Source organism: Neisseria sp. RH3002v2g (assembly GCF_014596425.2).
Taxonomy (GTDB): Bacteria; Pseudomonadota; Gammaproteobacteria; order Burkholderiales; family Neisseriaceae; genus Neisseria.
In genome coordinates this window covers 904,260-925,351 of record NZ_CP110721.1, presented here as the reverse complement: position 1 = coordinate 925,351, position 21,092 = coordinate 904,260, and the positions used below count along the sequence as shown (strand labels likewise).

24 protein-coding genes are annotated in these 21,092 nt (G+C 51.2%); 8 read left to right on the top strand and 16 right to left on the bottom strand.

The window, feature by feature from the left end; genetic code table 11:
• The first annotated feature begins 89 nt into the window (after positions 1-89).
• A complete protein-coding gene (locus tag BBP27_RS04415) occupies positions 90-653 on the top strand; it encodes a YceI family protein (RefSeq protein WP_188211938.1) in 564 nt (187 codons plus the stop codon).
• 97 nt (positions 654-750) lie between these two features.
• Here the strand turns inward: BBP27_RS04415 and BBP27_RS04410 are convergent, their stop codons facing one another.
• Positions 751-1,698: a bile acid:sodium symporter family protein gene (locus BBP27_RS04410; RefSeq protein ID WP_003746401.1), complete on the bottom strand. Its 948-nt coding sequence runs from the start codon at positions 1,696-1,698 to the stop codon at positions 751-753.
• A gap of 150 nt (positions 1,699-1,848) precedes the next feature.
• Positions 1,849-2,730: an NAD(P)H-hydrate dehydratase gene (locus tag BBP27_RS04405; RefSeq protein WP_188211939.1), complete on the bottom strand. Its 882-nt coding sequence runs from the start codon at positions 2,728-2,730 to the stop codon at positions 1,849-1,851.
• A 53-nt stretch (positions 2,731-2,783) separates the two neighbouring features.
• Between BBP27_RS04405 and BBP27_RS04400 the strand changes: the two genes are divergently transcribed.
• Positions 2,784-3,440 carry a cytochrome b/b6 domain-containing protein gene (locus BBP27_RS04400; RefSeq protein WP_188211940.1) on the top strand — a complete coding sequence of 219 codons (657 nt, stop codon included), beginning with the start codon at positions 2,784-2,786 and terminating at the stop codon, positions 3,438-3,440.
• 92 nt (positions 3,441-3,532) lie between these two features.
• On the opposite strand, the gene BBP27_RS04395 is transcribed toward BBP27_RS04400, so the two are convergent.
• The 8 genes from BBP27_RS04395 to BBP27_RS04360 all read right to left on the bottom strand — a co-directional run bounded on the left by BBP27_RS04395 (position 3,533) and on the right by BBP27_RS04360 (position 9,818).
• Positions 3,533-4,621, bottom strand: coding sequence for a FlxJ family methyltransferase (locus BBP27_RS04395; RefSeq protein WP_049344231.1), 1,089 nt, complete (start codon positions 4,619-4,621; stop codon positions 3,533-3,535).
• A 36-nt stretch (positions 4,622-4,657) separates the two neighbouring features.
• The gene (locus BBP27_RS04390; protein ID WP_188211941.1) at positions 4,658-6,361 is read right to left on the bottom strand and encodes an ApeI family dehydratase; all 1,704 of its coding nucleotides are present in this window, start codon (positions 6,359-6,361) and stop codon (positions 4,658-4,660) included.
• Between the two features lie 15 nt (positions 6,362-6,376).
• Entirely contained in the window at positions 6,377-7,132 is a 756-nt protein-coding gene (locus BBP27_RS04385) for a hypothetical protein (RefSeq protein WP_070829945.1), read from the bottom strand.
• Positions 7,133-7,171: 39 nt separating this feature from the next.
• Positions 7,172-7,711, bottom strand: coding sequence for a COG4648 family protein (locus BBP27_RS04380; RefSeq protein ID WP_070829943.1), 540 nt, complete (start codon positions 7,709-7,711; stop codon positions 7,172-7,174).
• A 72-nt stretch (positions 7,712-7,783) separates the two neighbouring features.
• A complete protein-coding gene (locus tag BBP27_RS04375; protein WP_003680823.1) occupies positions 7,784-8,032 on the bottom strand; it encodes an acyl carrier protein in 249 nt (82 codons plus the stop codon).
• A gap of 12 nt (positions 8,033-8,044) precedes the next feature.
• Entirely contained in the window at positions 8,045-8,305 is a 261-nt protein-coding gene (locus tag BBP27_RS04370) for a phosphopantetheine-binding protein (RefSeq protein WP_070829942.1), read from the bottom strand.
• Positions 8,302-9,060, bottom strand: a complete 759-nt coding sequence (locus tag BBP27_RS04365) for a lysophospholipid acyltransferase family protein (protein WP_188211942.1) — start codon at positions 9,058-9,060, stop codon at positions 8,302-8,304. The genes BBP27_RS04370 and BBP27_RS04365 overlap by 4 nt, the downstream gene beginning before the upstream one ends.
• Entirely contained in the window at positions 9,057-9,818 is a 762-nt protein-coding gene (locus BBP27_RS04360) for a beta-ketoacyl synthase chain length factor (RefSeq protein WP_070608824.1), read from the bottom strand. Before BBP27_RS04360 ends, BBP27_RS04365 begins: the two co-directional genes overlap by 4 nt.
• A gap of 110 nt (positions 9,819-9,928) precedes the next feature.
• Here BBP27_RS04360 and BBP27_RS04355 point away from each other — a divergent pair, with 110 nt between their 5' ends.
• From BBP27_RS04355 to BBP27_RS04345, 3 genes are all read left to right on the top strand, one after another.
• Complete coding sequence (locus BBP27_RS04355; protein ID WP_168163299.1) at positions 9,929-10,417, top strand: hotdog family protein; 489 nt, start codon at positions 9,929-9,931, stop codon at positions 10,415-10,417.
• Between the two features lie 65 nt (positions 10,418-10,482).
• Complete coding sequence (gene fabG, locus BBP27_RS04350) at positions 10,483-11,211, top strand: 3-oxoacyl-ACP reductase FabG (RefSeq protein ID WP_003746422.1); 729 nt, start codon at positions 10,483-10,485, stop codon at positions 11,209-11,211.
• On the top strand, positions 11,205-12,440 hold the full coding sequence (locus BBP27_RS04345) for a beta-ketoacyl-ACP synthase (RefSeq protein WP_188211943.1): 1,236 nt from the start codon (positions 11,205-11,207) through the stop codon (positions 12,438-12,440). Before fabG ends, BBP27_RS04345 begins: the two co-directional genes overlap by 7 nt.
• 94 nt (positions 12,441-12,534) lie before the next feature.
• Here BBP27_RS04345 and BBP27_RS04340 read toward each other — a convergent pair whose 3' ends face one another.
• The 6 genes from BBP27_RS04340 to rluD all read right to left on the bottom strand — a co-directional run bounded on the left by BBP27_RS04340 (position 12,535) and on the right by rluD (position 17,293).
• Complete coding sequence (locus BBP27_RS04340; RefSeq protein ID WP_188211944.1) at positions 12,535-13,059, bottom strand: RDD family protein; 525 nt, start codon at positions 13,057-13,059, stop codon at positions 12,535-12,537.
• Between the two features lie 91 nt (positions 13,060-13,150).
• Complete coding sequence (locus BBP27_RS04335) at positions 13,151-13,570, bottom strand: hypothetical protein (protein ID WP_003746427.1); 420 nt, start codon at positions 13,568-13,570, stop codon at positions 13,151-13,153.
• Positions 13,571-13,715: 145 nt separating this feature from the next.
• Positions 13,716-14,717, bottom strand: a complete 1,002-nt coding sequence (gene holA, locus BBP27_RS04330; protein WP_188211945.1) for a DNA polymerase III subunit delta — start codon at positions 14,715-14,717, stop codon at positions 13,716-13,718.
• On the bottom strand, positions 14,717-15,196 hold the full coding sequence (locus tag BBP27_RS04325; protein ID WP_070615229.1) for an LPS-assembly lipoprotein LptE: 480 nt from the start codon (positions 15,194-15,196) through the stop codon (positions 14,717-14,719). Before BBP27_RS04325 ends, holA begins: the two co-directional genes overlap by 1 nt.
• Before the next feature lie 120 nt (positions 15,197-15,316).
• Positions 15,317-16,087, bottom strand: a complete 771-nt coding sequence (gene pgeF, locus BBP27_RS04320; protein WP_188211946.1) for a peptidoglycan editing factor PgeF — start codon at positions 16,085-16,087, stop codon at positions 15,317-15,319.
• 81 nt (positions 16,088-16,168) lie between these two features.
• A complete protein-coding gene (rluD, locus tag BBP27_RS04315) occupies positions 16,169-17,293 on the bottom strand; it encodes a 23S rRNA pseudouridine(1911/1915/1917) synthase RluD (protein WP_188211947.1) in 1,125 nt (374 codons plus the stop codon).
• Between rluD and BBP27_RS04310 the strand changes: the two genes are divergently transcribed.
• From BBP27_RS04310 to BBP27_RS04300, 3 genes are all read left to right on the top strand, one after another.
• On the top strand, positions 17,292-18,095 hold the full coding sequence (locus BBP27_RS04310) for an outer membrane protein assembly factor BamD (RefSeq protein ID WP_004519923.1): 804 nt from the start codon (positions 17,292-17,294) through the stop codon (positions 18,093-18,095). The two genes, rluD and BBP27_RS04310, sit on opposite strands and share 2 nt — an antisense overlap.
• Positions 18,096-18,416: 321 nt before the next feature.
• Complete coding sequence (locus BBP27_RS04305; protein WP_188211948.1) at positions 18,417-19,574, top strand: ATP phosphoribosyltransferase regulatory subunit; 1,158 nt, start codon at positions 18,417-18,419, stop codon at positions 19,572-19,574.
• A 43-nt stretch (positions 19,575-19,617) separates the two neighbouring features.
• Positions 19,618-20,916 carry an adenylosuccinate synthase gene (locus BBP27_RS04300; protein ID WP_188211949.1) on the top strand — a complete coding sequence of 433 codons (1,299 nt, stop codon included), beginning with the start codon at positions 19,618-19,620 and terminating at the stop codon, positions 20,914-20,916.
• Positions 20,917-21,092: the final 176 nt, after the last annotated feature.

Here is a 21,092-nt window from a genome sequence, read left to right as displayed (position 1 = left end):
GATGAAACGCTGTCTTTCTCAGTTGCAAAAGATGTTGGCATCAAAAAGTGATATGATAGGGAACTTCTCACACTTTTAAGGATAAGACGATGAAAAAAATCATGTTTGCATTGTGTTCGGCCATGTTGGCTTCTGCTGCGTCTGCCGCTGTTTATAAAGTGGACGAATTTCATGCCAATGCCCGCTTTGCCATCGACCATTTCAACACCAGCACCAACGTCGGCGGTATTTATGGTTTGACCGGCAATTTGGAATTTGACCGCGTCAAACGCCAAGGCTCTATCGATATCGTATTGCCTTTGTCCAAACTGCAAACCGGTTCTGACCACTTTACCCAACACTTGAAATCTGCCGATATTTTCAACGCGGACAAATACCCTGAAATCCGTTTTGTATCTACCAAATTCAATTTCAACGGCAAAAAACTGCTTTCCGTTGACGGCAATCTGACCATGAACGGCAAAACTGCGCCGGTGAAACTCAAAGCCGATAAATTCAACTGCTACCAAAGCCCGATGGCAAAAGCAGAAGTGTGCGGCGGCGACTTCAGCACCACCATCGACCGTACCAAATGGGGCTTGGATTATTTGGTAAGTGCCGGTATGAGCAAAAAAGTTAACATCAATATCCAAATCGAAGCAGCCAAACAATAATCCTGCTTGATTTCAAAATAAAGGCCGTCTAAACAGATAAGACAGAAATCGTTGATTTCGTTTATCCCTGTTCAGACGGCCTTATGATTAAAGATGTTTAGGATTCTTTATTTTTATCGGCTTTGGCTGCCCAATAAGTTGCCAGAAGCGAGCCGGAGATATTGTGCCACACGCTGAACAATGCGCTGGGAACGGCAACAACAGGCGCGGCGGCAAAGTGTGCGGCGGCAAGCGCGGCACCTAAGCCTGAGTTTTGCATACCAACTTCGATGGCCAGCGTTTTTTGTGCATCATAAGGCAGGCCGGTCCATTTGGCGGCAAAGAAGCCGAGCAGATAGCCGATACCGTTGTGGAGTACGACAACCGCGAAAATCAGCAGGCCGCTTTCAATAATCTTGCCTTTGCTGGCGCCGACAACCGCGCCGATAATCAGCACGATGGCGGCAACGGAAACCAGTGGCAGTGCGTCGGTCAGTTTTTCAGTTTTGTTGCCCAAGACTTTATGGACAATCAAGCCCAAAACGATGGGGAACAAAACCATTTTGACGATGGACATCAACATACTGCCCGCTTGGATTTCCAGCATTTCACCGGCAAGCATCAGGAATATGGCGGGGGTCAGCAATGGGGAAATCAGGGTGGAAACCGATGTAACGGCAACCGACAAAGCTACATTGCCGCGCGCCAGATAAGTCATTACATTGGAAGCCGTACCGCCAGGGCAGCAGCCGACCAAAATCACACCGACTGCGATTTCGGCAGGCAGGTTCAACAGTTTGGCCAGCAGATAGGCGGTTGCCGGCATGATGGCGAATTGTGCAATCACGCCGATGATGACGGCTTTGGGACGTTTGAACAAAATATCGAAGTCGGAAGGTTTGAGCGTCAAGCCCATGCCGAACATGATGATGCCCAGAAGCCAAGGAATGTAAGGGCCGACCCATTTGAAGGTGTCGGGTGCGAAAAAAGCGATGCCGGCAAAGAGCGCCGCCCAAAGGGAAAATGTTTTTCCAATAAAGTTGCTGATTTTATTGAGGATACTCATGATAATATGTTGTGAAGTTGTTTTTAAGGGAAGTCAAGGATACACGTCTTAACCTTAATTTGCAAAATGACTTAAAAATAAACCAGGCCGTCTGAAAATAGAGATTGATTTTCAGACGGCCTGCAATTTGTATTTATGATATAGACGGTATTACTCTTTTGATAAAATATTGCGCAGCCATCGGGCGGCAGGTGCGATTTCTCCGGCGAGCATGCCGGTTTCGATTTGGCTGCTGTGTTTGATGACATCGGCCGCCGCGCCATGCAGCCAAACGCCGGCACAAGCGGCCTGGAATGCCGGAATGCTTTGTGCCAGCAGGCTGCCGATAATGCCGCTCAAGACATCGCCGCTGCCTGCGGTGGCCAAACCGGCATTGCCACTGGTGTTGGTATAGACCATGCCGTCAGTTGCGGCAACTAATGTATGATGGCCTTTCAATACGATGGTCGCGCCATATTTTTGGCTAATTTCGGTTACGGCTTTCTGTCTGTCGGCTTGAACTGATTGAGTATCGGTACCGAGTAGGCGGGCGGCTTCGGCCGGATGGGGTGTCAGGACGATATGTTTGTACGATTTGAGGCGTTCGGCCAATTCGGGAGAACGGGCCAGCAGTGTCAAGGCATCTGCATCGAGCAATAAAGGCCGGTCATGGTGTGTTGACAGGATTTGGGGCAGCAGCTGCTCTGATAATTCCTCCAAACCGAATCCGCAGCCGATTACCCGTGCGCTGACATCGTTGCGCTCCATCAGTTGGGTCGCAGTGGCAAGCATGATTTCAGGGCGTTCGGGAATGATGGCAAAAGGCAGCGCGGCTTGGTTGAAACCCGCCCAAACCTTGCCGCACCCCTGATACATGGCGACTGTGGCTGCCAAAACCACCGCACCGCTCATTCCCGTTGCACCGCCGATAATGGCAAGCGTGCCGTATGTGCCTTTGTGCGATTCTTGGGCGCGGGGGCGGAATACGTCGGGAAATGCTAAGGCCGTCTGAAAAGCCTGAAGCGATTCGGGAAGCGTGTAGATGGGCTGCATGGCGTAACCTTCCAAGATAAGGAATTTAATTTTAAATCAGAAAGTAAAAGGTAATGAAGCAAAAAATAAAAGTTTGGGACGCACCTACGCGCCTGTTCCATTGGCTCTTGGTGCTATTGATGGGTTTTATGTGGTACAGCGCCACACGAGGCGGCGATATGCTGGTATGGCACTTGCGCGGCGGCTTGTTGATGCTGGCTTTGGTGGTTTTCCGCTTGTGCTGGGGGATATGGGGCAGCGATACGGCAAAATTCAGCCGTTTCGTGCGTCCGTTTTCTGAAATCCGCCGCTACACGCAAGGCCAAATGTCTGAAGACGAATTGGTCGGCCACAATCCTTTGGGCGCGCTGATGGTCATCGCTTTATTGGCCGCCTTGGTTTTTCAGACGGCCACAGGCTTATTTGCCGCCGATGAAAATACGTTTACCAATTCCGGTTTTTTGAATCATTTGGTCAGCGAACACGCCGGTACGCTGGCGCGAAAAATCCATGTCAATTTCTTTAATATTTTGGCTGTTTTGGCGGGCGTACATATAGCGGCTGTTTTGCTGTATCGCTTTGTGAAAAAACAGGATTTGATTACGCCGATGATCAACGGCTTTAAAACCATCGATGCTCGGCAGCCTAAATTGGCCGGAATGGGACAACTGCTTGCCGCTTTGTTGGTAGCGATTGCGTTAGTGTGCGCAGTATGGATGTTGCGCGGCTGATGTTTTAAGGCTGATACCTAAAAACAAACCGACCCCGATGGCTGCAATGGCTGTTGGGGTCGGTTGCTTTTTAAGGTTTATAAAGATGATGTTCAGACGGCCTTAACGCAACGCAAGATGCTGTGTCCGCGGCCGATGCCGTCTGAAATTTCCGCTACTTTCAATCCGGCTTTTTCAACGCAACGGATCAGGTCTTCAGAATGGAAGATTTTGCTGTTGCCATTGGCCATGGCAGTGAAATACAGGCTGGTCATGGTCAGGCAGTAGGCGGCGGTTTCGTAGCGTTGTCTGTCCCAGAAAGGCTCCATGATGTAGAGGCTGGTATTTTCGCTCATGGACGCGGCGGCGCGTTGAAGAATGCTGGTGGCTTGTTCTTCGGTGAAACAGTCCAGGAATTGGCTCATCCAGATCGCGTCAAAACCGGTTGGGAACGGAATTTCAGGATCAAGCAGGTTGGCCGGATGGGCGTGGATACGGTCGGCTCCGTTTTTGCCTTTGGTCGCTTCGCGCATCAAGCCGATTTGTTGCGGCAGATCCATGATGGTTACTTCGACTTCGGCATTGTGGTTGACGCATTGCTCCGCCCAGCGGCCGGTATTGCCGCCGACATCGAGCAGTTTTTTAACCGGTTTGGCGAACACGGTGTTGAGTGCTTCGGCGAAGGAGTTGTCGGAATAATAATGGTCGAATGCAAACCATTTTTCCTGCGCGATGCTTGGTAATGAAGACAATCCTTCGTAAATGGTCGGCCAGTCGCCGAATACTTTCAGGCCTTCAGGCTTGCCGGTTTGCAGGGTTTTTTCCAAATCAAACATGCCTAGGTAGCAGATTTCCTGCGTGAAATCCATATTGACGCGGGCCATTTTGTCTTTGAGGACAAACCAACCGGCCTTGCTGATGAAATAGCGGTTGTCGCGAGTCAAGACAGTGCCGATAGAAAGTGAAGCTTCCAGCAGGACTTGTGCCGCGTAGTTGCTGATTTTCGCTTTTTCAGCGATTTCGGCTTGAGTGAGGCCGTCTGGATGGTCGTTCAGCAGGTCCAAAATGCCAAATTTCACCATCAGGCGGGAAACTTGGAACACAATCGGTGCAAAAGCGATTTCTTGAGCCAGACGTTGAGCCTCGCCTGCGGACTGGTGTTCGTGGGAATAGCGTTGTTCTAGGGCAGGGAAGAGTTGCATATTGTTGGTTTTCCACTAAAAAGTTAATAGGTATATTCAGACGGCTTCAAAGACAATCCGTCCTGATGCACACGGATGCTCTCCGTTGTTAATTTTAAAGCTCAGTTTGTTTTTGCCTTCATCGTATTTCAGCGCTACCGACACTTCATCGTGAGGACGGATAAATTGCTGATATTTTAGATTTTCGATGCGGATGATGCTATGTTTGCCCCATGGCTGGGGCGCGATCAGGTTGCGCACCCATTGCAGCTCTACCACGCCGGGAACCAGCGGGAAGGTGGCAAAATGGCCGCCGAAATAAACCAAATCTAAAGGCACGCGGCCGATGAAGGTTTCGGTATTGTTTTCATCGTCAGATGATGTTTTCGACCAAACGGGCGAAGTTTGGGCAACGGTAAAGGCCGTCTGAAAATCCGCCGCAGCGATTTTTGCTTGGGCGTTGCGCGGCAGGCTGTCGGTAAAGCGCCAGTAGCGCGGCAGGGCGATGGTGTCCTGCGTGGCGGCCAGATGGCGTTTGAGCGTATCGGCGACTGCAGCGCGGCCTTTCTCGCGTAAGGCGGCGATACCGTCTGCGTTCAATGCCGCCCATATGGCAATGCGTTGATGTTGCGGATGACGGCCGCAATGGGCGTCGGCAATCCAAGGATGTTGTAAAAGTTCGTGTTCGATTTGGGTCAGCGACACGCGTTTGTCCTCAAATTTAATAATACGGTCTTGGCGACCGAGTAACAGGAAACCGTCATCTTGAGGCTCGATCAAATCGGCTGTTTGACGGCGTTCGGGCGACCAAGGCGAAGAAGCCCAAAGTGCGCCTTCTTCGTTTTGCCCGATTTCCACGCCATTGAAAGGCTGCCATTCTTGGCGTTCGCAACGTGAAGCAATCACGCCGGTTTCGGTACTGCCATAGACTTCAAACGGCCGGACGGCAGCCTGTTGCAGCAAATCCGCCGTGGCTGCGGGCAACGCGCCGCCGGCCGAGACAATGCCTGCAATTTTATGGCCGAGACTCTGCCAGTTGCGGTTTTCGCCCAAGCGGTTGAGTACGGCCGGACTGGCAATCCAAACCACTTTATCATGTGCGGCCGTGCTGGAAAGCAGGTTTTCCGGATAAACCGCCTGCTGTCGCTCCATAGTCCAACCCATGGTCAGCGCGAGTGCAAAGCGGAATGTGAAGCCGTAAAGGTGTTGCGGAATGACGCTGCCGATCACGGTTTCACCGTGTTGTCCAAATGGCAGCGTATTTGCCAAAGTCAGGGCTTCTGCCTGCATTTGCGCGGCGGTTTTTACAATAATCTGCGCTTCGCCGCTGGAACCTGATGTTTTCAGCCATGCTTCGGCATCGTCGGGAATCAGATGGTTTTCAGGATAGGTGCCCAGCTCTTCCAAATCTGTTTTAGCTAATACATCAGGCAAGTGCCAGATGTTCAGGCCGTCTGAAGACAGCTTTTTATCTGTTGAATTCGTTAAAAACGCTTCTGCCGTTTTTCCCCAATCCAAATTGTCTTGCGCCAAATTGGGCAACAATAAAACCTTTCCGCCCGAATGCCACACTGCCAACACGGCACAGGCAAACAGCGCGGCATCGTCAAACCACAACGCGGCAGTTTGCACGCCTGCCTGCTTCAGACGGCCTGACAGATGGAAAACCGCACGGTTGAAATCAGCACGCGTCCAATTCGGATGGGTGGCGATAAGGTCGTGCTGGGGTAGGTCGGGGGATAGGATTCGGGTTAGGTGCATGATGGTTCTAAGGTTTTATAATTTCGATGTATTTGCTTTGGCATCTTCTTTGAGTTGTGCCAAGCATTCATCGTATTGTTTGTTTGTCGTTTGGCGTACCAATTCGTAATCATTTGCCTGCCACTCTTCCAATGAATGGCTTTCACTTCTTTTGAAGCAATGGAGTAAGCGATCGGTTTTGCCACTTTGTCCGTCTACCAAAAGGCTGACTTCATTGTTCAGAAAGAATCGGTCTCGTCTATTGAATTTTTCATAAACCAAATAGAAACGACCCGGTTGGACAAATAGTTTTTTATTGGCACTATTGCCTTTAAATGACCATTTTGCCGCCCAATCGCGAACTTTGGGGGAGAATTGTTCAAAAACGGGATTCGCAAAATTCGGTTTAATAGGCTTCCCGCTTAAATTGTGTTTGCCCAGCAGGTCAGGGCCTTCATATCCAATATGACCGCTACTACCGGCAAGAATGAATAATGCAAAAGTTGCTGTAAATACGGCTGTTTGTGCAGCCCTTGCTTTTACCGTATTGGATTTCCGAATAATCATCAAATTCATGCTGCTGGTTGTAGTATCGTCAGAATAACGATTGTGTATTCGGTCAATGACGGTCAGGTTTCCCGAGCGCGTTTTGATGGTGTGGCTGGCAACTTCCGTATAATTTTTCTTGTATTCGGCTTCCGCCTTTTCTTCAGGGGATAAAGGCGTTTTAGACGTCGAAGAGCATGCGGTAAATGTGAAGGAAATCAGGGTGAGTAGGATGATTTTTTTCATTATGGTTATTCGTCTAATTGATGAAATATTTTTAATGGATTAAACCTTCAAAACCAATTTCCGATAAATCCACTCTCCGGCAAATAAGATTCCCATTAACACATACGACACAATGCCTGTATAAGCTGCCCACCAATCGTAATATTGCAAGCCTGCCAAAATGGCGGCGGTTGCGCCGTTTAAGATAAAGAACGCGCACCAGATTTGCGTAACGCGCCGGGTGTGGCGCACGCCTTCGGGCGGCAGGTCGGGGTGTTGCAGTCGGGCGAGGCGTTCGATAACCGTTTGTTTGGCAAACAGGCTGCCGCCGAAAACGGCAAGCATCAGCGCGTTGACGGCGACGGGATACCAATACATCGAGTCGGGCCGTCTGAAAACCAGTACCGCCGCAAAAAAGGCGGCAAGGATAATGGCCGTAATGCGTTGTGCTGTGGTTTGCGGCATGGTGGCGCGTATCAGCCATAACACACACATGGCCGCTGCAAGCCAGAAAAATGCACCGTTTTCCCTGCCGTAATACCATAGGAGCGGATACGCGAGGCTGGCAAGGGTCAGTAGGAGTTTTCCTAATATTTTCATGGTTGCGATTGATTTTCAGACGGCCTTTCGGATTGACAAGGCCGTCTGAAAATATGCTGATTCAAAGCAAAATCAGGAATCTTGTTGTACTTTTAAAACCGCTTGAACCACGTCTTCTACGGTACGCACATTACGAAAGTCTTCGGCTTGCAGTTTGCGGCCGGTTTCGCGTTTGATGTGGTCGATAAGGTCGATGGCGTCGATGCTGTCGATTTCCAAATCTTCGTAGAGGTTGGTTTCAGGTTTGATGCGTTCCGGTTCGATTTCAAACAGGTTAACCAGTGCATCGGTCAGCAGGGTGCGTACTTCTTGTTCGGTCATCTTCTCTCTCCCTTATGCTTGGCGGCTCTTGACAAACTCGGCCAGTGTTTTGACGTTGGCGAAGTTTTCGCGCAGGTTGTCGTTTTCACCGTCGAGCTGGAAGCCGAAGGTTTTTTGTACGGCCAAACCAAGTTCCAATGCATCAACCGAATCCAGACCCAGGCCGTCGTCGCCGAAAAGCGGATCTTCGCTGCCGATGTTGGCAACGGTAATGTCTTCCAGACCTAAGCTGTCGATGATTAATTGTTTGATTTGGTTTTCTAAATTGCTCATGTGGTTTTCCTTGTAAAATAGTCTTGCAGGTATTCGTTTAAACGCCTTGCGGCGATGGGCAGGGGTTTTTCCGCCAGCCATTCTTCCGGCAGGATGTCGTCGCCGACGGTGATTTCATAATGAATTTTTTGCGGCGGGATTTTGTACCACGGTTGCCCTTTTTTAAAATTGGGCGGCGTCATCTTGATACACACGGGCGTGATGACCGATGCGCTGCGCAAACCGAGCGATACGGCGCCGCGGTGCATTTTAACCTGTCCGTCCCAACCTGTGCGCGTGCCTTCGGGGAAAATCAGCATACTTTGCCCGCTTTTGAACACGGCGTCGATTTCTTCCAACATTTCCATGCTTTCGTCGTTGGGAATGTAGCCTGAAGCGATAATTTGGCTTTTCATGCTGGGGTTGTGCAACAGGTCTTTTTTGACCAACACGTTCGGGTCGGGGAAGTGGCTGATCAGTAAAACAACATCCAAGAGCGAGGGATGGTTGGCAAGAATGAGCTGGCCGGGTCTGCCGAGTTTTTCCAAGCCGTTGAAGCGGACGCTCAATACGCCTGACCATTGAAGGTAGCCGACAAAGAAACGCCAAACTTTGCCTATCATGCGCCTTGCTTCAAGTTGGCGTTTGATGTCGCCTTTGGTCGATTTGAGCGTATAGGGCAAAAGTGCGATTTTGAACAATACGCCTGCAACGCCGAAGAGGATGAAGCCGAGGAGTGTGGCAAAAAAGCGACGGAAATAGTCTAAAGTCTTCATGTGTTTTTCTGCCAGTGCCAGTTTCTGCCGATATAGTGTTGCGTGTGTTGTCGGCCGTCTGAAAGCAGGAAGCGTACCCACTCCAAGCTGCTCCAATAGGGCTCGACTGTTGTATCGTTAGGGTATTCAGACGGCCTTGCGGATGTGGTTTCCAAGCTTAAGGTATAGTCTTCGCCTTTTGTAATCACCAGTGCCAATGCATAGGCAAACGGCGCACGTGTAGCCAGGACGGGATAGTCTTCGGACAAAGGATCATCGGCGACAATCACTAAAACGGATGGCGCGCCGTCTTGCAAAAGCGCGAATGCCTCGGTCAGTGCGGTTTCAAAGGAATCGGCGGCAACGGCCAACGCGGTATGCTCACTCATGTCTTTGCGCAACATCGACCATTGCCCAATCGTTGCGTTGTGGACGGACAGGCCGAATGAGGTCGGCGACACGGTATGCGTGTTCAAAAGCTCTTGCCACAATTCAAAGCTGCGGTTGCTTTCGCCGTCGTGCGAAACGTACACCGGGACGCTTTCAGGATATTGGTCGGCCAGATTCCATGCGGCATCGCAAACCAAGCGTGCCGCTTTTCCCAAGCGGCGGCGTTGCATTGGCGGTAAAAAGGAGAGCGCGGGTTTGCACTCCGGCAGTGAGGCGGTATCGAGTTTTCCCTGCGCCCAGTCCTGCCATTGCTCAGGCGTACTGATTTTGTTGGAGGAGGCCTGCCATGCGGCGATATTGAAGCTGAAACGGCAAACGTTTTGAGGCATGATGTCTTTCAATGTTTTACATTTTCATACATTGTAATGAAATGGGTTAGTAAAAGCTAGGCTCTGTTATAATGCATATTGTAACGTAATTTATTCCCGGATGACATTTTATGCCTTCAATACCGAGTGCCCCGATTTATGATGTGGCTTCGCTGCTTCCTCACAGCGGACATATGGTGCTTATCGATTGTGTGAAAGAATTTGGCGATGACTATACGGTTTGTCGTGCGCCGGTTGGCGATAAGCATATTTTGCTGCAGGATGGCGTGTTGCCGTCTATGGCTTATATGGAATTGATGGCGCAGGGTATAGGCGCGTTTGCAGGCATTGAGGCTTTAAAGGCCGGAGAGCCTGTACGCTTGGGTTTTTTATTGGGAACGCGCAAGCTGGATTTGTTTGCCGACTCCGTGCCAGTCGGTACTGAGCTGGAAGTCAGGGCGCATGTGTCCATTCAGGATTTGGGCGGTATGGGCGTATTTGATTGCGAGTTGCACTGGACGGACGCGCCGGAAGATGTGAAGCCTCTGTTGCCGTCGGACGGTTTGCTGGCAAAAGCCTCTTTAAATGTGTACAGTCCGAAAGACGGCCAAATCATTTAAACCGTTTACAAGGCCGTCTGAAAAGACAAAGATTCAGACGGCCTGTCGATATAGTGAGAAAACGTATGAGTGAAACTATTTTAATTACAGGGTCTAATCGCGGTATTGGCAAAGCCGTCGCGCTTGGTTTGGCGCAGGACGGTTTTGATATTGTCGTCCACTGCCGCAGCCGCCGTGATGAAGCGGAAGCTGTCGCGGAAGAAATCCGTGCATTGGGTAGAAATGCGCGCGTGTTGCAGTTTGACGTGTCCGACCGCGAAGCCTGCCGTGAAATTTTGACCGCCGACATTGAGGCAAACGGCACATATTACGGCGTGGTGCTGAATGCCGGCCTGACGCGCGACAATGCGTTTCCTGCGTTTACAGATGATGATTGGGACTTGGTGCTGCGTACCAATTTGGACGGTTTTTATAATGTGTTGCACCCTTTGACCATGCCGATGATCCGCCGCCGTAAAGCAGGACGTATTGTGTGCATGGCGTCGGTATCCGGTTTGACGGGCAACCGCGGTCAGGTCAATTACAGCGCGTCCAAAGCGGGCTTGATCGGCGCGGCAAAAGCCTTGGCGGTTGAGTTGGCTAAACGCAAAATTACCGTCAACTGCGTGGCACCGGGCCTTATTGATACCGATATTATCGATGAGAACGTACCTGTCGAAGAAATCTTAAAAGCCGTCCCTGCCGCGCGCATGGGATTGCCGGAAGAAGTGGCGCATGCGGTGCGCTTTTTGATGGATGAAAAAGCGGCGTACATTACGCGCCAAGTGATTGCTGTGAACGGAGGTTTGTGTTGAATACCAGAAGAGTCGTTGTAACAGGTATTGGCGGTATTACCGCCTTCGGCCGTGATTGGCAAAGTATTCAGACGGCCTTTAAAGCCGAAAAAAATGCGGTCAAATACATGGACTGGAGCGGACGCTTTCCTGAATTGGAAGCGCAACTGGGTGCGCCGATTGAAGGCTATTCTCCTCCCGCACACTGGACGCGCAAGCAGCTCAGAAGCATGGGGCGCGTATCGCATTTGTGTGTCGATGCGGCGGAACAAGCCTTGACGGATGCGGGCTTGCTGGGTGATGAAAGCATTACAGACGGCCGTATGGGCGTAGCGTGCGGCTCGTCTGTCGGCAGTACCAAAGACATCGGCGATATGGGCGAACTTTTGATAACGGGCACATCGCGCAATTTCAACGCCAATACTTATGTGCGCATGATGCCGCATACGACTGCCGCCAATATCGGCATTTTCTTCGGTTTGAAAGGCCGCATTATCCCGACATCGAGCGCGTGTTCGTCCGGCAGTCAAGGCATAGGCTATGCCTACGAAGCCATCAAATACGGCCTGATTGATATGATGCTGGCTGGCGGCGGCGAAGAATTTTGTCCGTCCGAAGTGTATGTTTTCGACTCGCTCTACGCTGCCAGCCGCCGCAACGGTGAACCCGAACTGACCCCGCGTCCTTACGACAGCGGACGTGACGGCTTGGTGATTGGCGAAGGCGCAGGCATTTTCGTGTTGGAAGAATTGGAACACGCCCGTGCGCGCGGTGCGAAAATCTATGCCGAGCTTGTCGGCTATGGTGCCAACAGCGACGGCAGCCACGTTACCCAACCGCAAAAAGAAACCATGCAAAAATGTATGGAACTCGCGCTGCAAGACGCAGGCATTACGCCCGACAAAGTCGGCTATGTCAGCGGCCACGGTACGGCGACCGAAAAAGGCGATATTGCTGAAACATTGGCGACCGAGGCCGTGTTCGGATTCATCCCCATGAGTTCGCAAAAAAGCTACCTTGGCCATACACTCGGCGCGTGCGGCGCGTTGGAAGCCTGGTTCACCATCGAAATGATGAACAACGGTTGGTTTGCGCCGACTGTCAATTTGGAAAACATCGATCCGCGTTGCGGCAAGGTGGATTACATTCAAACAGGCGGACGTGAAATTCAAACCGATTATGTGGTCAGCAATAACTTTGCCTTTGGCGGCGTCAATACTTCGCTGGTGTTCAAACGTTGGCAAGAATAATTATTGATTGATGTTATGATTAAAGGCCGTCTGAAACTTATCTGGAGTTTCAGACGGCCTTTATTTCATTTAGAGCTTGAGATGCTTACGAGTTTTATTCGTTTGTTTTCTTCTGATTCAAATCCACCAGCCTTGTTCCGGCCAAGAAGTCGTAGAGGAACTGGCGGTCGGGATGGAACAGGGCGAAGCCCCATGGCAGGATGAGCCAAATGAGCGCGGCGCCGAATGCGCCTTTGGGCGGGATATTGAGCAGATGGCGCAATCCGGCGTAGGCAAGCAGGGGGATGAAGATAATAAAAATGCTGGCCCAAATAAAGCGCAGGCGCAGTTGCGGCAGGGATGGCTGGGTATCATTTTTATCGGCCAAACCGATTTTCCATGTCTGCATGGCGAGGGTTTGGCCTTTTTTGTGCCAGTTGGCGCGGAAGTAGAGCCACCATGCGTAGAACAGAATCAGGCAGGTTGTCAGCATGGACAGGCGCGTGGAAACGGGATTGAGAAAGATGGCGGCAATACCGGCTGCAAGGGAGGCAATGCTGGTCACGGCGCCGGTCAGCAGGAGTTCGTAAACCAGTGCGGCGAGGCGACGTTTGAGTGGGGCGGTGGGAAGGCGGGTCATAATGCGATGGAAACGGAAATGGGTTTGATGGCAATAAAAACAGGCCGTCTGAAACGGGATAGGATGTTCAGACGGCCTGTTACTGTCGGGATTAGCGATGTGGACGTTTTTGACCGCGTGCCTGTTGGGCGGCCATTTGGTTCATTTCCTGACGGGTCGGACGTTTTTTAAAGATGGCGTGCGCTTCGTCAACGGAACATTTTTGCGACAGGCAAACCAAGGTAATCGCGTCTTTTTGATGTTGGCCGCCGCTGTGGTACATGCGGCGCAGGTTGGCTTCGTTGATACGGCCTTTTTCCGGATCGATGTCGAATTTTTTCAGGCGCTCGAGGAATTGGCGTTGCTGACGGCGCGAAGTCCAAACGAAACCGCCTGCGGCAGCGGCCACGATGATGACGGCCAACAGGATGGCCAGCGGCCATGAATCGACGATCAGAACGATGATGAGGCTTAATACGGCAGTGGTCAGCAGGGCCAGGCCGCCGATGCGAAGTTTGGTTTTATTATCCATACGGTTGGTGTTTCCTTGTTTTTGCTGGAAGAGGCCGTCTGAAATGCGAGGTTCAGACGGCCTGGATTTGAGTTTACGCTATTTTACAGTATTTTCTGTTTTTGGGGCGTATTGCGTGCAAGTTTCTTGACGCGCGGCAACGGTTTCAAGCGGCCAGCGAAGTAACGAGCTGTTTGAACTCGGTCCATGCATCGCCTTCTTCCGCGCCTTTGATGATGCGGTCGATTTTGGCGCAGGTTTTGAGCGCGTCGAGCAGGCGGTTGATGGCAATGCGTTTGGCCGCCATCGGTGCAAGGGTCTGCTTGTCGCCCCATAAACGCAGGCTGTTGCGCAGGCTTTGGATGTTTTGGCCTTGCTTTAGTGCGGCAGTGAGGCGGATTAGGGTACGGATATCTTCTGCAACCGCCCACAACAGCAAAACCGGCTCTTCGCCTTCTTCTTCCAAACCATCCAGCAAACGGGAAACGCGCAGGGCATCGCCTTTCATCCATGCACCGGCCAGTTGGAATACGTCGAAACGGGCGACGGTGGCAACTGCGGCTTCTGCGTCGGCAATATTGATCAAATGGCCTTCGGGATGGAGCAGGGCGAGTTTTTCGATTTCCTGACGGGCGGCTAAAAGATTGCCTTCGACGCGCTCGGCAAACAGGGCGAGTGCTTCAGGTTCGATGTCCAAACCCTGCTGTTTCAGACGGCCCTGTATCCATTGCGGCAAAGCATGTGGCGCAACGGTTTTGGCTTCTAAGACGATACCTTTGCCTGCCAATGCGGAAAACCATTTGGACTGGATTTGCGCTTTTTCAAGCTTGGGCAGGAGGATGAGCGTAACTGTATCTTCGGGCAGGCGTTCGGCGAAGGCTTGCAGGGCATCGCCTCCGTTTTTGCCGGGTTTGCCGTTGGGAATATGGATTTCCAGCAGTTTCAAGTCGGCAAACAAACCTGCGCTGCCGGCGCTTTGCAACAGCTCGTTCCAGTCAAAATTGTTTTCGGCGGTATAGACTTCACGGTTGAGATAACCTTGTTTTTTTGCGGCTGCGCGCAGCGTATCCAAAGCCTCGATGCGCAACAAATCCTCTTCTCCGTGGATGATGTACAACGGCTTGAGTGGCGTATCGGGGCGCAGGCTCTCAATGGGCGCGGCAGCCATTATTGCGCTTTCAGGAAAGTCAGGCGGCGGACGATTTGATCTGCGGCGTCGATGCGCATTTCAGACCAAATGGTTTCTTCCTCTTCCTGTTTGCCCAAAACTTCGCTGTCGGCGTAGTCCATGGTGCGGTGAACCTTAACTTCCATCGGTTCGCCAACCGGCTCGCCGTTGCGGAAGGCTTGGGCTTTGACGGTCATGGCCAGCAAGTATTCGTTGATTGCGGCGGCGCGGGTGATGGTGTAGATGTCGCGGCGTTTTTGGAAGTCGACAACGCGCAGGGTGATTTGTGATTCGGCTTCGCTAACTGGATGACCGTCGGCACGGCGTAAGGCATTTTCCAGCGCTTTTTGCATGACGGCTCCGCCTTCTACATGCCAGTTCTGATAAGGCAGCGGCTGAGAAGTCACGCCTGTGCCTTTCAGGTGGAAACCGCAAGAGGCAAGCAATAGGGCGATTGCAGGCAATAGGATTTTTTTCATTGGATATTCCTTCGTTGAAACCGGTTACGGTATCGTCGGATTATAACGAATAATGTTTAGGCCGTCTGAAACCGTAAACGGAAAGTATTTCAGACGGCCTTGTCTTTGATAGTGCAAATCTTATTTTTCCAACCAAATCAGGCTGACCATGCGGCCGGTTTGTCCGTCGCGGCGGTAGGAGAAGAAAGTATCGCGTTCCAAAACAGTGCAATGGGTGCCGCCATAAATCATGTTCACGCCTTCGCGGTGCAGAATTATGCGCGCCAAAGCGTAAATGTCGGCAAGGTATTTGCCGCCGCCGATGTCTTCAAACGCATCGGCAGCTTCCGGCATGGGTGTGCAAAACGCATCAAATACATCTTGCCCTACCTCAAACGCATCAGGGCCGATGGCAGGGGCGAGATAGGCCATGATTTCCAACGGCTCGACCTTCATTGCCGCAATGGTGTTTTGCAAAACACCGCCGGCCAAACCGCGCCAACCCGCATGGGCTGCCGCAACCACCGTCCCTGCTTTGTCGCAAAACAAGACGGGCAGGCAGTCGGCAGTCATGGAAGCGCAGGCGACCGTGCCCGTCGTATCCACCGAGGCATCGGCGTCGGGCGTATTGCCCAACGCTTCGGCGGCATTTACAACAATGGTGCTGTGGATTTGATTAAGGTAGGCAACGGGCAGGCCGACTTGTTCCTGCACGATTTCGCGGTTGCGGAGCACGGCTTGCAGATTGTCGCCGACGTGCGAACCGACATTCAGGCTGCGGTACACGCCTTCGCTGACACCGCCGTTGCGCGTGGTAATAAGCGTTTTAACATTGGTAGGGGCAGGCCAGTCGGCAGTCAAAAAATTCTTGTCTTGCGGGGCGAGGTTTAGAGTTTCTGTGATGGTTTTCATAATCTTTGAATCGCTGAAATATTGGAACGGATTGATTTCAGACGGCCTGAAATAATATTTTAGGCCGTCTGAAAAATGGGTTTAATCCCTTACATAAACGACTTCGACATCGTAGTCGTCTTCATTCCAATCGTCGTCATCGTCCGTACTGAATTTCTCCTGCCATTCTTCCTCATTACTTAAAGACGAATCCAAACCGGCTTCCAAACGCAGGACGGAAAGCAGGTGGTACATATCGTCAGGCATAGGCGCTTCAAAGGAAACGGTTTCGCCGGTTTTCGGATGCACAAAGCTCAAGCGGTAGGCATGCAGGGCTTGGCGCGCGCCGAGGGCTTTGACGGCTTCTTTAACCGCGTCGCTGCACGGGTGGCGCAGGTTGCCGTAAACAGGGTCGGCGGCCAGCGGATGGTTGGCTTCGCGCATATGGACGCGGATTTGGTGCGTGCGGCCGGTTTCGAGCGAGCATTCGATGTAGCTGTGTGCCAGATAACGTTCCAACACTTTGACGTGGGTAATGGCAGGTTTGCCGCCGAATTTGACGACTGCCATTTTCAGGCGGTTGTGCGGATCGCGGCCGATTTGGGTTTCGATTTTGCCGTCAAAAGGAACAATGCCGTTGGCGACTGCGCGGTAAATGCGTTTGACTGTGCGCTCTTGAAGCTGTTGAACCAGTGAGTTTTGCGCCGGCAGGGTCTTGGCGACCACCATCAGGCCGCTGGTTTCTTTGTCCAAACGGTGTACGATGCCTGCACGCGGCACTTGGCTTAATTCGGGACAGTGTGCCAGCAGGCCGTTGAGCAGGGTACCGCTCCAGTTGCCTGCGGCAGGGTGGACGACCAATCCGGCCGGTTTGTTGATGACGATGACGGTATCGTCTTCATAAATAATGTCCAAATCCATGGGTTCGGGCGTGAACGCGAGGTTTTCTTCGCTCGGACGTACCGTAACGGCAATCAATTCACCGCCTATCATTTTGTCTTTGGGTTGAGCGGGCTTATCGTTTACAATGACTGCACCCTCTTTAATCCACGAACTCAGGCGGCTGCGCGAGTAGTCGGGCATGAGTTTGGCCAATACGGCATCCAGCCTTCCGCCCGCCATTTCGAGCGGAACGGTCAAATTAACACAACTTTCTGTTTCAGGGGATGACGGAAAGTCTAAATCATCGCTATAATCGGCTTCGTTATCAAAGGAAGTATTCTGCATGAAAAAAATTCTTTTAGTAGTTTCTTTAGGTTTGGCACTGAGTGCCTGCGCAAATAAAGGCACAATCGATAAAGACGCCCAAATTACTCAAGATTGGAGTGTGGAAAAGCTTTATGCCGAAGCGCAAGACGAATTGAACAGCAACAATTATACGCGAGCTGTCAAGTTATACGAAATTTTAGAATCCCGTTTTCCAAACGGCCGCTATGCCCAGCAGTCCCAGTTGGATACGGCGTATGCCTATTATAAAGACGATGAGCCGGAAAAAGCCTTGGCTGCCATTGCGCGCTTCCAACGCCATCATCCGCAACATCCGAATATGGACTACGCGCTGTACTTGAAAGGTTTGGTCCTGTTTAACGAAGACCAGTCTTTCTTGAACAAGCTGGCTTCCCAAGACTGGTCCGACCGCGACCCGAAAGCCAACCGCGATGCTTATCAGGCGTTTGCCGAGTTGGTGCAACGTTATCCAAACAGCAAATACGCTGCCGATGCAACCGAACGCATGGCCAAGCTGGTGGACGCTTTGGGCGGTAACGAAATGTCTGTGGCGCGTTATTACATGAAACGCGGTGCTTATGTCGCAGCGGCCAACCGTGCGCAAAAAATCGTCAGCCGTTACCAAAATACCCGTTATGTCGAAGAAGCTTTGGCGATGATGGAATTGGCGTACAAAAAACTGGACAAGCCGCAACTGGCCGCCGATACACGCCGCGTTTTGGAAACCAACTTCCCTCAAAGCCCGTTCTTGCAACACGAATGGCGATCTGACGATATGCCTTGGTGGCGTTACTGGCGTTAAGCGTGGGGTTGTTCAGACATGAATAAGGCCGTCTGAAAATGATGCATCTATGCATTTGGTTTTCAGACGGCCTTTGTTTTTAATGTTTTTTTACGTTTCCTGCAAACAGGGTGCAAAATTTGTTTTAATATGGTAAAGTCTGATTTTAATAACTCGACGGTTTGAAGCCGTCACTCAGGGGCTGTTTAAATTTAAAATCAGTTTTGTTGAAGCTGCATCGGATGTGCCATTGATGCATTCAGGAAAATTTCAGTCGTCAGGCTGATTTGGTTTTAAATTTAAGCAGCCCTTTGTGTTTACAAAAAACAGAGGTAGATTCTCATGAAGTCTTGGCAGCTTCCTGAACACGTCGCCGACGTATTGCCGACCAATGCGCGACAATTGGAAAGTGCCCGTGAGCGGCTGTTGGCTTTGTTTCGCGTGCATGGTTACGAATTGGTGCAGCCGCCGTTGATGGAATACAGCCATTCCTTATTGACGCATATCGATGCCGGTTTGTCTTTGAAAACCATTTTGGTCGTCGATCAGCTCAGCGGCCGCCAGCTCGGTATTCGCGCGGATATTACGCCGCAGGTGGCGCGCATTGATGCCCATTTGCTTTCCGCCAATCAAGGCATTAATCGTTTGTGCTATGCCGGCTCGGTGCTTCATGCGCGGCCTGACGGATTGCTCAATATGCGCGAGCCTTTGCAGGCCGGTGCGGAAATGTACGGCTTGGAAGGCATTGAAGCGGACATCGAATTGATTGATTTGATGCTGAAAAGCATGAAAATCGCCGATATGGGCGAAGTTTTGCTTTCATTAGGCCATATCGGTGTATTCCGTGCTTTGGCAAATGCCGCTCATTTGGACGAGCAACAATCGGCAACCCTGTTGTCATTGATGCAGGACAAAGATGCCGAGGCTGTCAGCCAGTTGGTCAAAGAGTGGAAGCTCGACGGCATGTGGGCAAAAGCGTTTTCACTGTTGCCCCGACTGTACGGCGGTCGCGAAGTGCTGACTTTGGCCCGTGAGAAATTACCGGAATTATCCGCAGTCAGTGCGGCGCTGGATGAATTGCAGGCCGTATGCGACGCGTTCCCAAATCAAAAAGTGCATATCGATTTATCGGAATTGCGCGTTGACAATTACCATACCGGTTTGCTTTACGCAGCCTATGGTTCAAATCTTTATGATGCCGTGGCACGCGGCGGCCGTTATGACGGATTGGGCGGATACTTCGGACGCGCACGTCCTGCTGCTGGATTCAGTTTTGATTTGCGCAGCTTCATCGGCCGCCTTCCTGCTATCGGACGGGAATCCGTGGTGGCTGTCGATGTCAAAGACATGCCTGCGGCTCAAGAAGTGGTAGATGCTTTGCGCGAACAAGGACAATGTGTCGTTATCGATTACGGTATCGGCTACAACGGTTCGGGAGAAGTTACAGGCCGTCTGAAACAAGTGGACGGCGTTTGGAAAGTAATCGCTTTGAATGATTGAGTTTTATTTTGAAATTTTGTATCTGAAATAAGGTTAGATAGCTATGGCTAAAAATGTTGTCGTAATCGGTGCCCAATGGGGTGATGAAGGCAAAGGTAAGATTGTTGACTGGCTGGCGGAAGAAACCAGCGGTGTTGTACGTTTCCAAGGCGGCCACAATGCTGGCCATACTTTGGTTGTCGGCGGCAAAAAAACCATTTTGCGCCTGATTCCAAGCGGCATTTTGCATGAGACTTTAGACTGCTTCATTGGTTCGGGTGTCGTGGTTTCTCCTGAAGCATTGTTGGGTGAAATCGACGAATTGAACGCCGCCGGTGTGAAAAACGTTGAAGGCCGTCTGAAAATTGCGCCGACCTGCCCATTGATTCTGCCTTACCACATTGCGCTTGACCAAGCACGCGAAGCTTCCCGCGGTAAAAGCAAAATTGGTACAACCGGTCGCGGCATCGGCCCGGCTTATGAAGATAAAGTTGCCCGTCGCGCGATTCGCGTGGTGGACTTGTTGCACCCTGAAAAACTGGTTGATAAACTGGAAGCTGTTTTGACTTATTACAATGTCCAGCTGCAACACCTGCACCATGCCGAGCCGGTAAAACTTGAAGACGTGATGGCGGTCATCGAAAAAGTTGCGCCGCGCATTACGCCGATGATTACCGATGTTTCCCGTGTTTTGAACGAGAAAAACCGTAAAGGCGAAAGCCTGTTGTTTGAAGGCGCGCAAGGTACGTTGCTGGACATCGACTACGGTACTTATCCGTTTGTAACTTCGTCCAACTGCTTAGCTGGTGCCGCTTCTGCCGGTGCAGGCGTGGGCCCGCAAATGCTGGATTACGTTTTGGGTATCGTTAAAGCCTATACCACCCGTGTGGGTTCCGGCCCATTCCCGACTGAATTGTTTGACGAAGTAGGCGCAGGTTTGGCTGAGCGTGGTCATGAGTTCGGCTCCGTAACCGGTCGTGCGCGTCGTTGCGGTTGGTTTGACGCGGCTGCGTTGAAACGCTCCATTCAAGTTAACGGCATTTCCGGCATGTGCATTACCAAGCTGGATGTCATGGACGGTATTGAGAACATCAATATCTGCGTAGGCTATGAATTGCCTGATGGCAGCAAAACCGACATTCTGCCTTGCGGCTCTGACGCGGTGGAAACCTGTAAACCGATTTACGAAACCATGCCGGGTTGGAGCGAGTCGACTTTCGGCGTGAAAGAGTACGACAAGCTGCCTGAAAACGCTAAAGCTTACCTGAAACGTATTGAAGAAGTTTGCGGTGCGCCTGTGGCCATTGTTTCAACCGGTCCTGACCGTGAAGAAACCATCGTTTTGCACCATCCGTTTGCTTAATTGATGAAGTGAATAAAGGCCGTCTGAATTTTTCAGATGGCCTTTATATATGCAATGCAATAAAAATTCAGCCCTGAAAGACGTCTGTCTTTAGGGCTGAATTTTGTATTTTACGCCGTTTTGAAGTACAAATGTTTGGAAAGTGAGATGTAGTGCCAAGTAACAATTATTCTCAT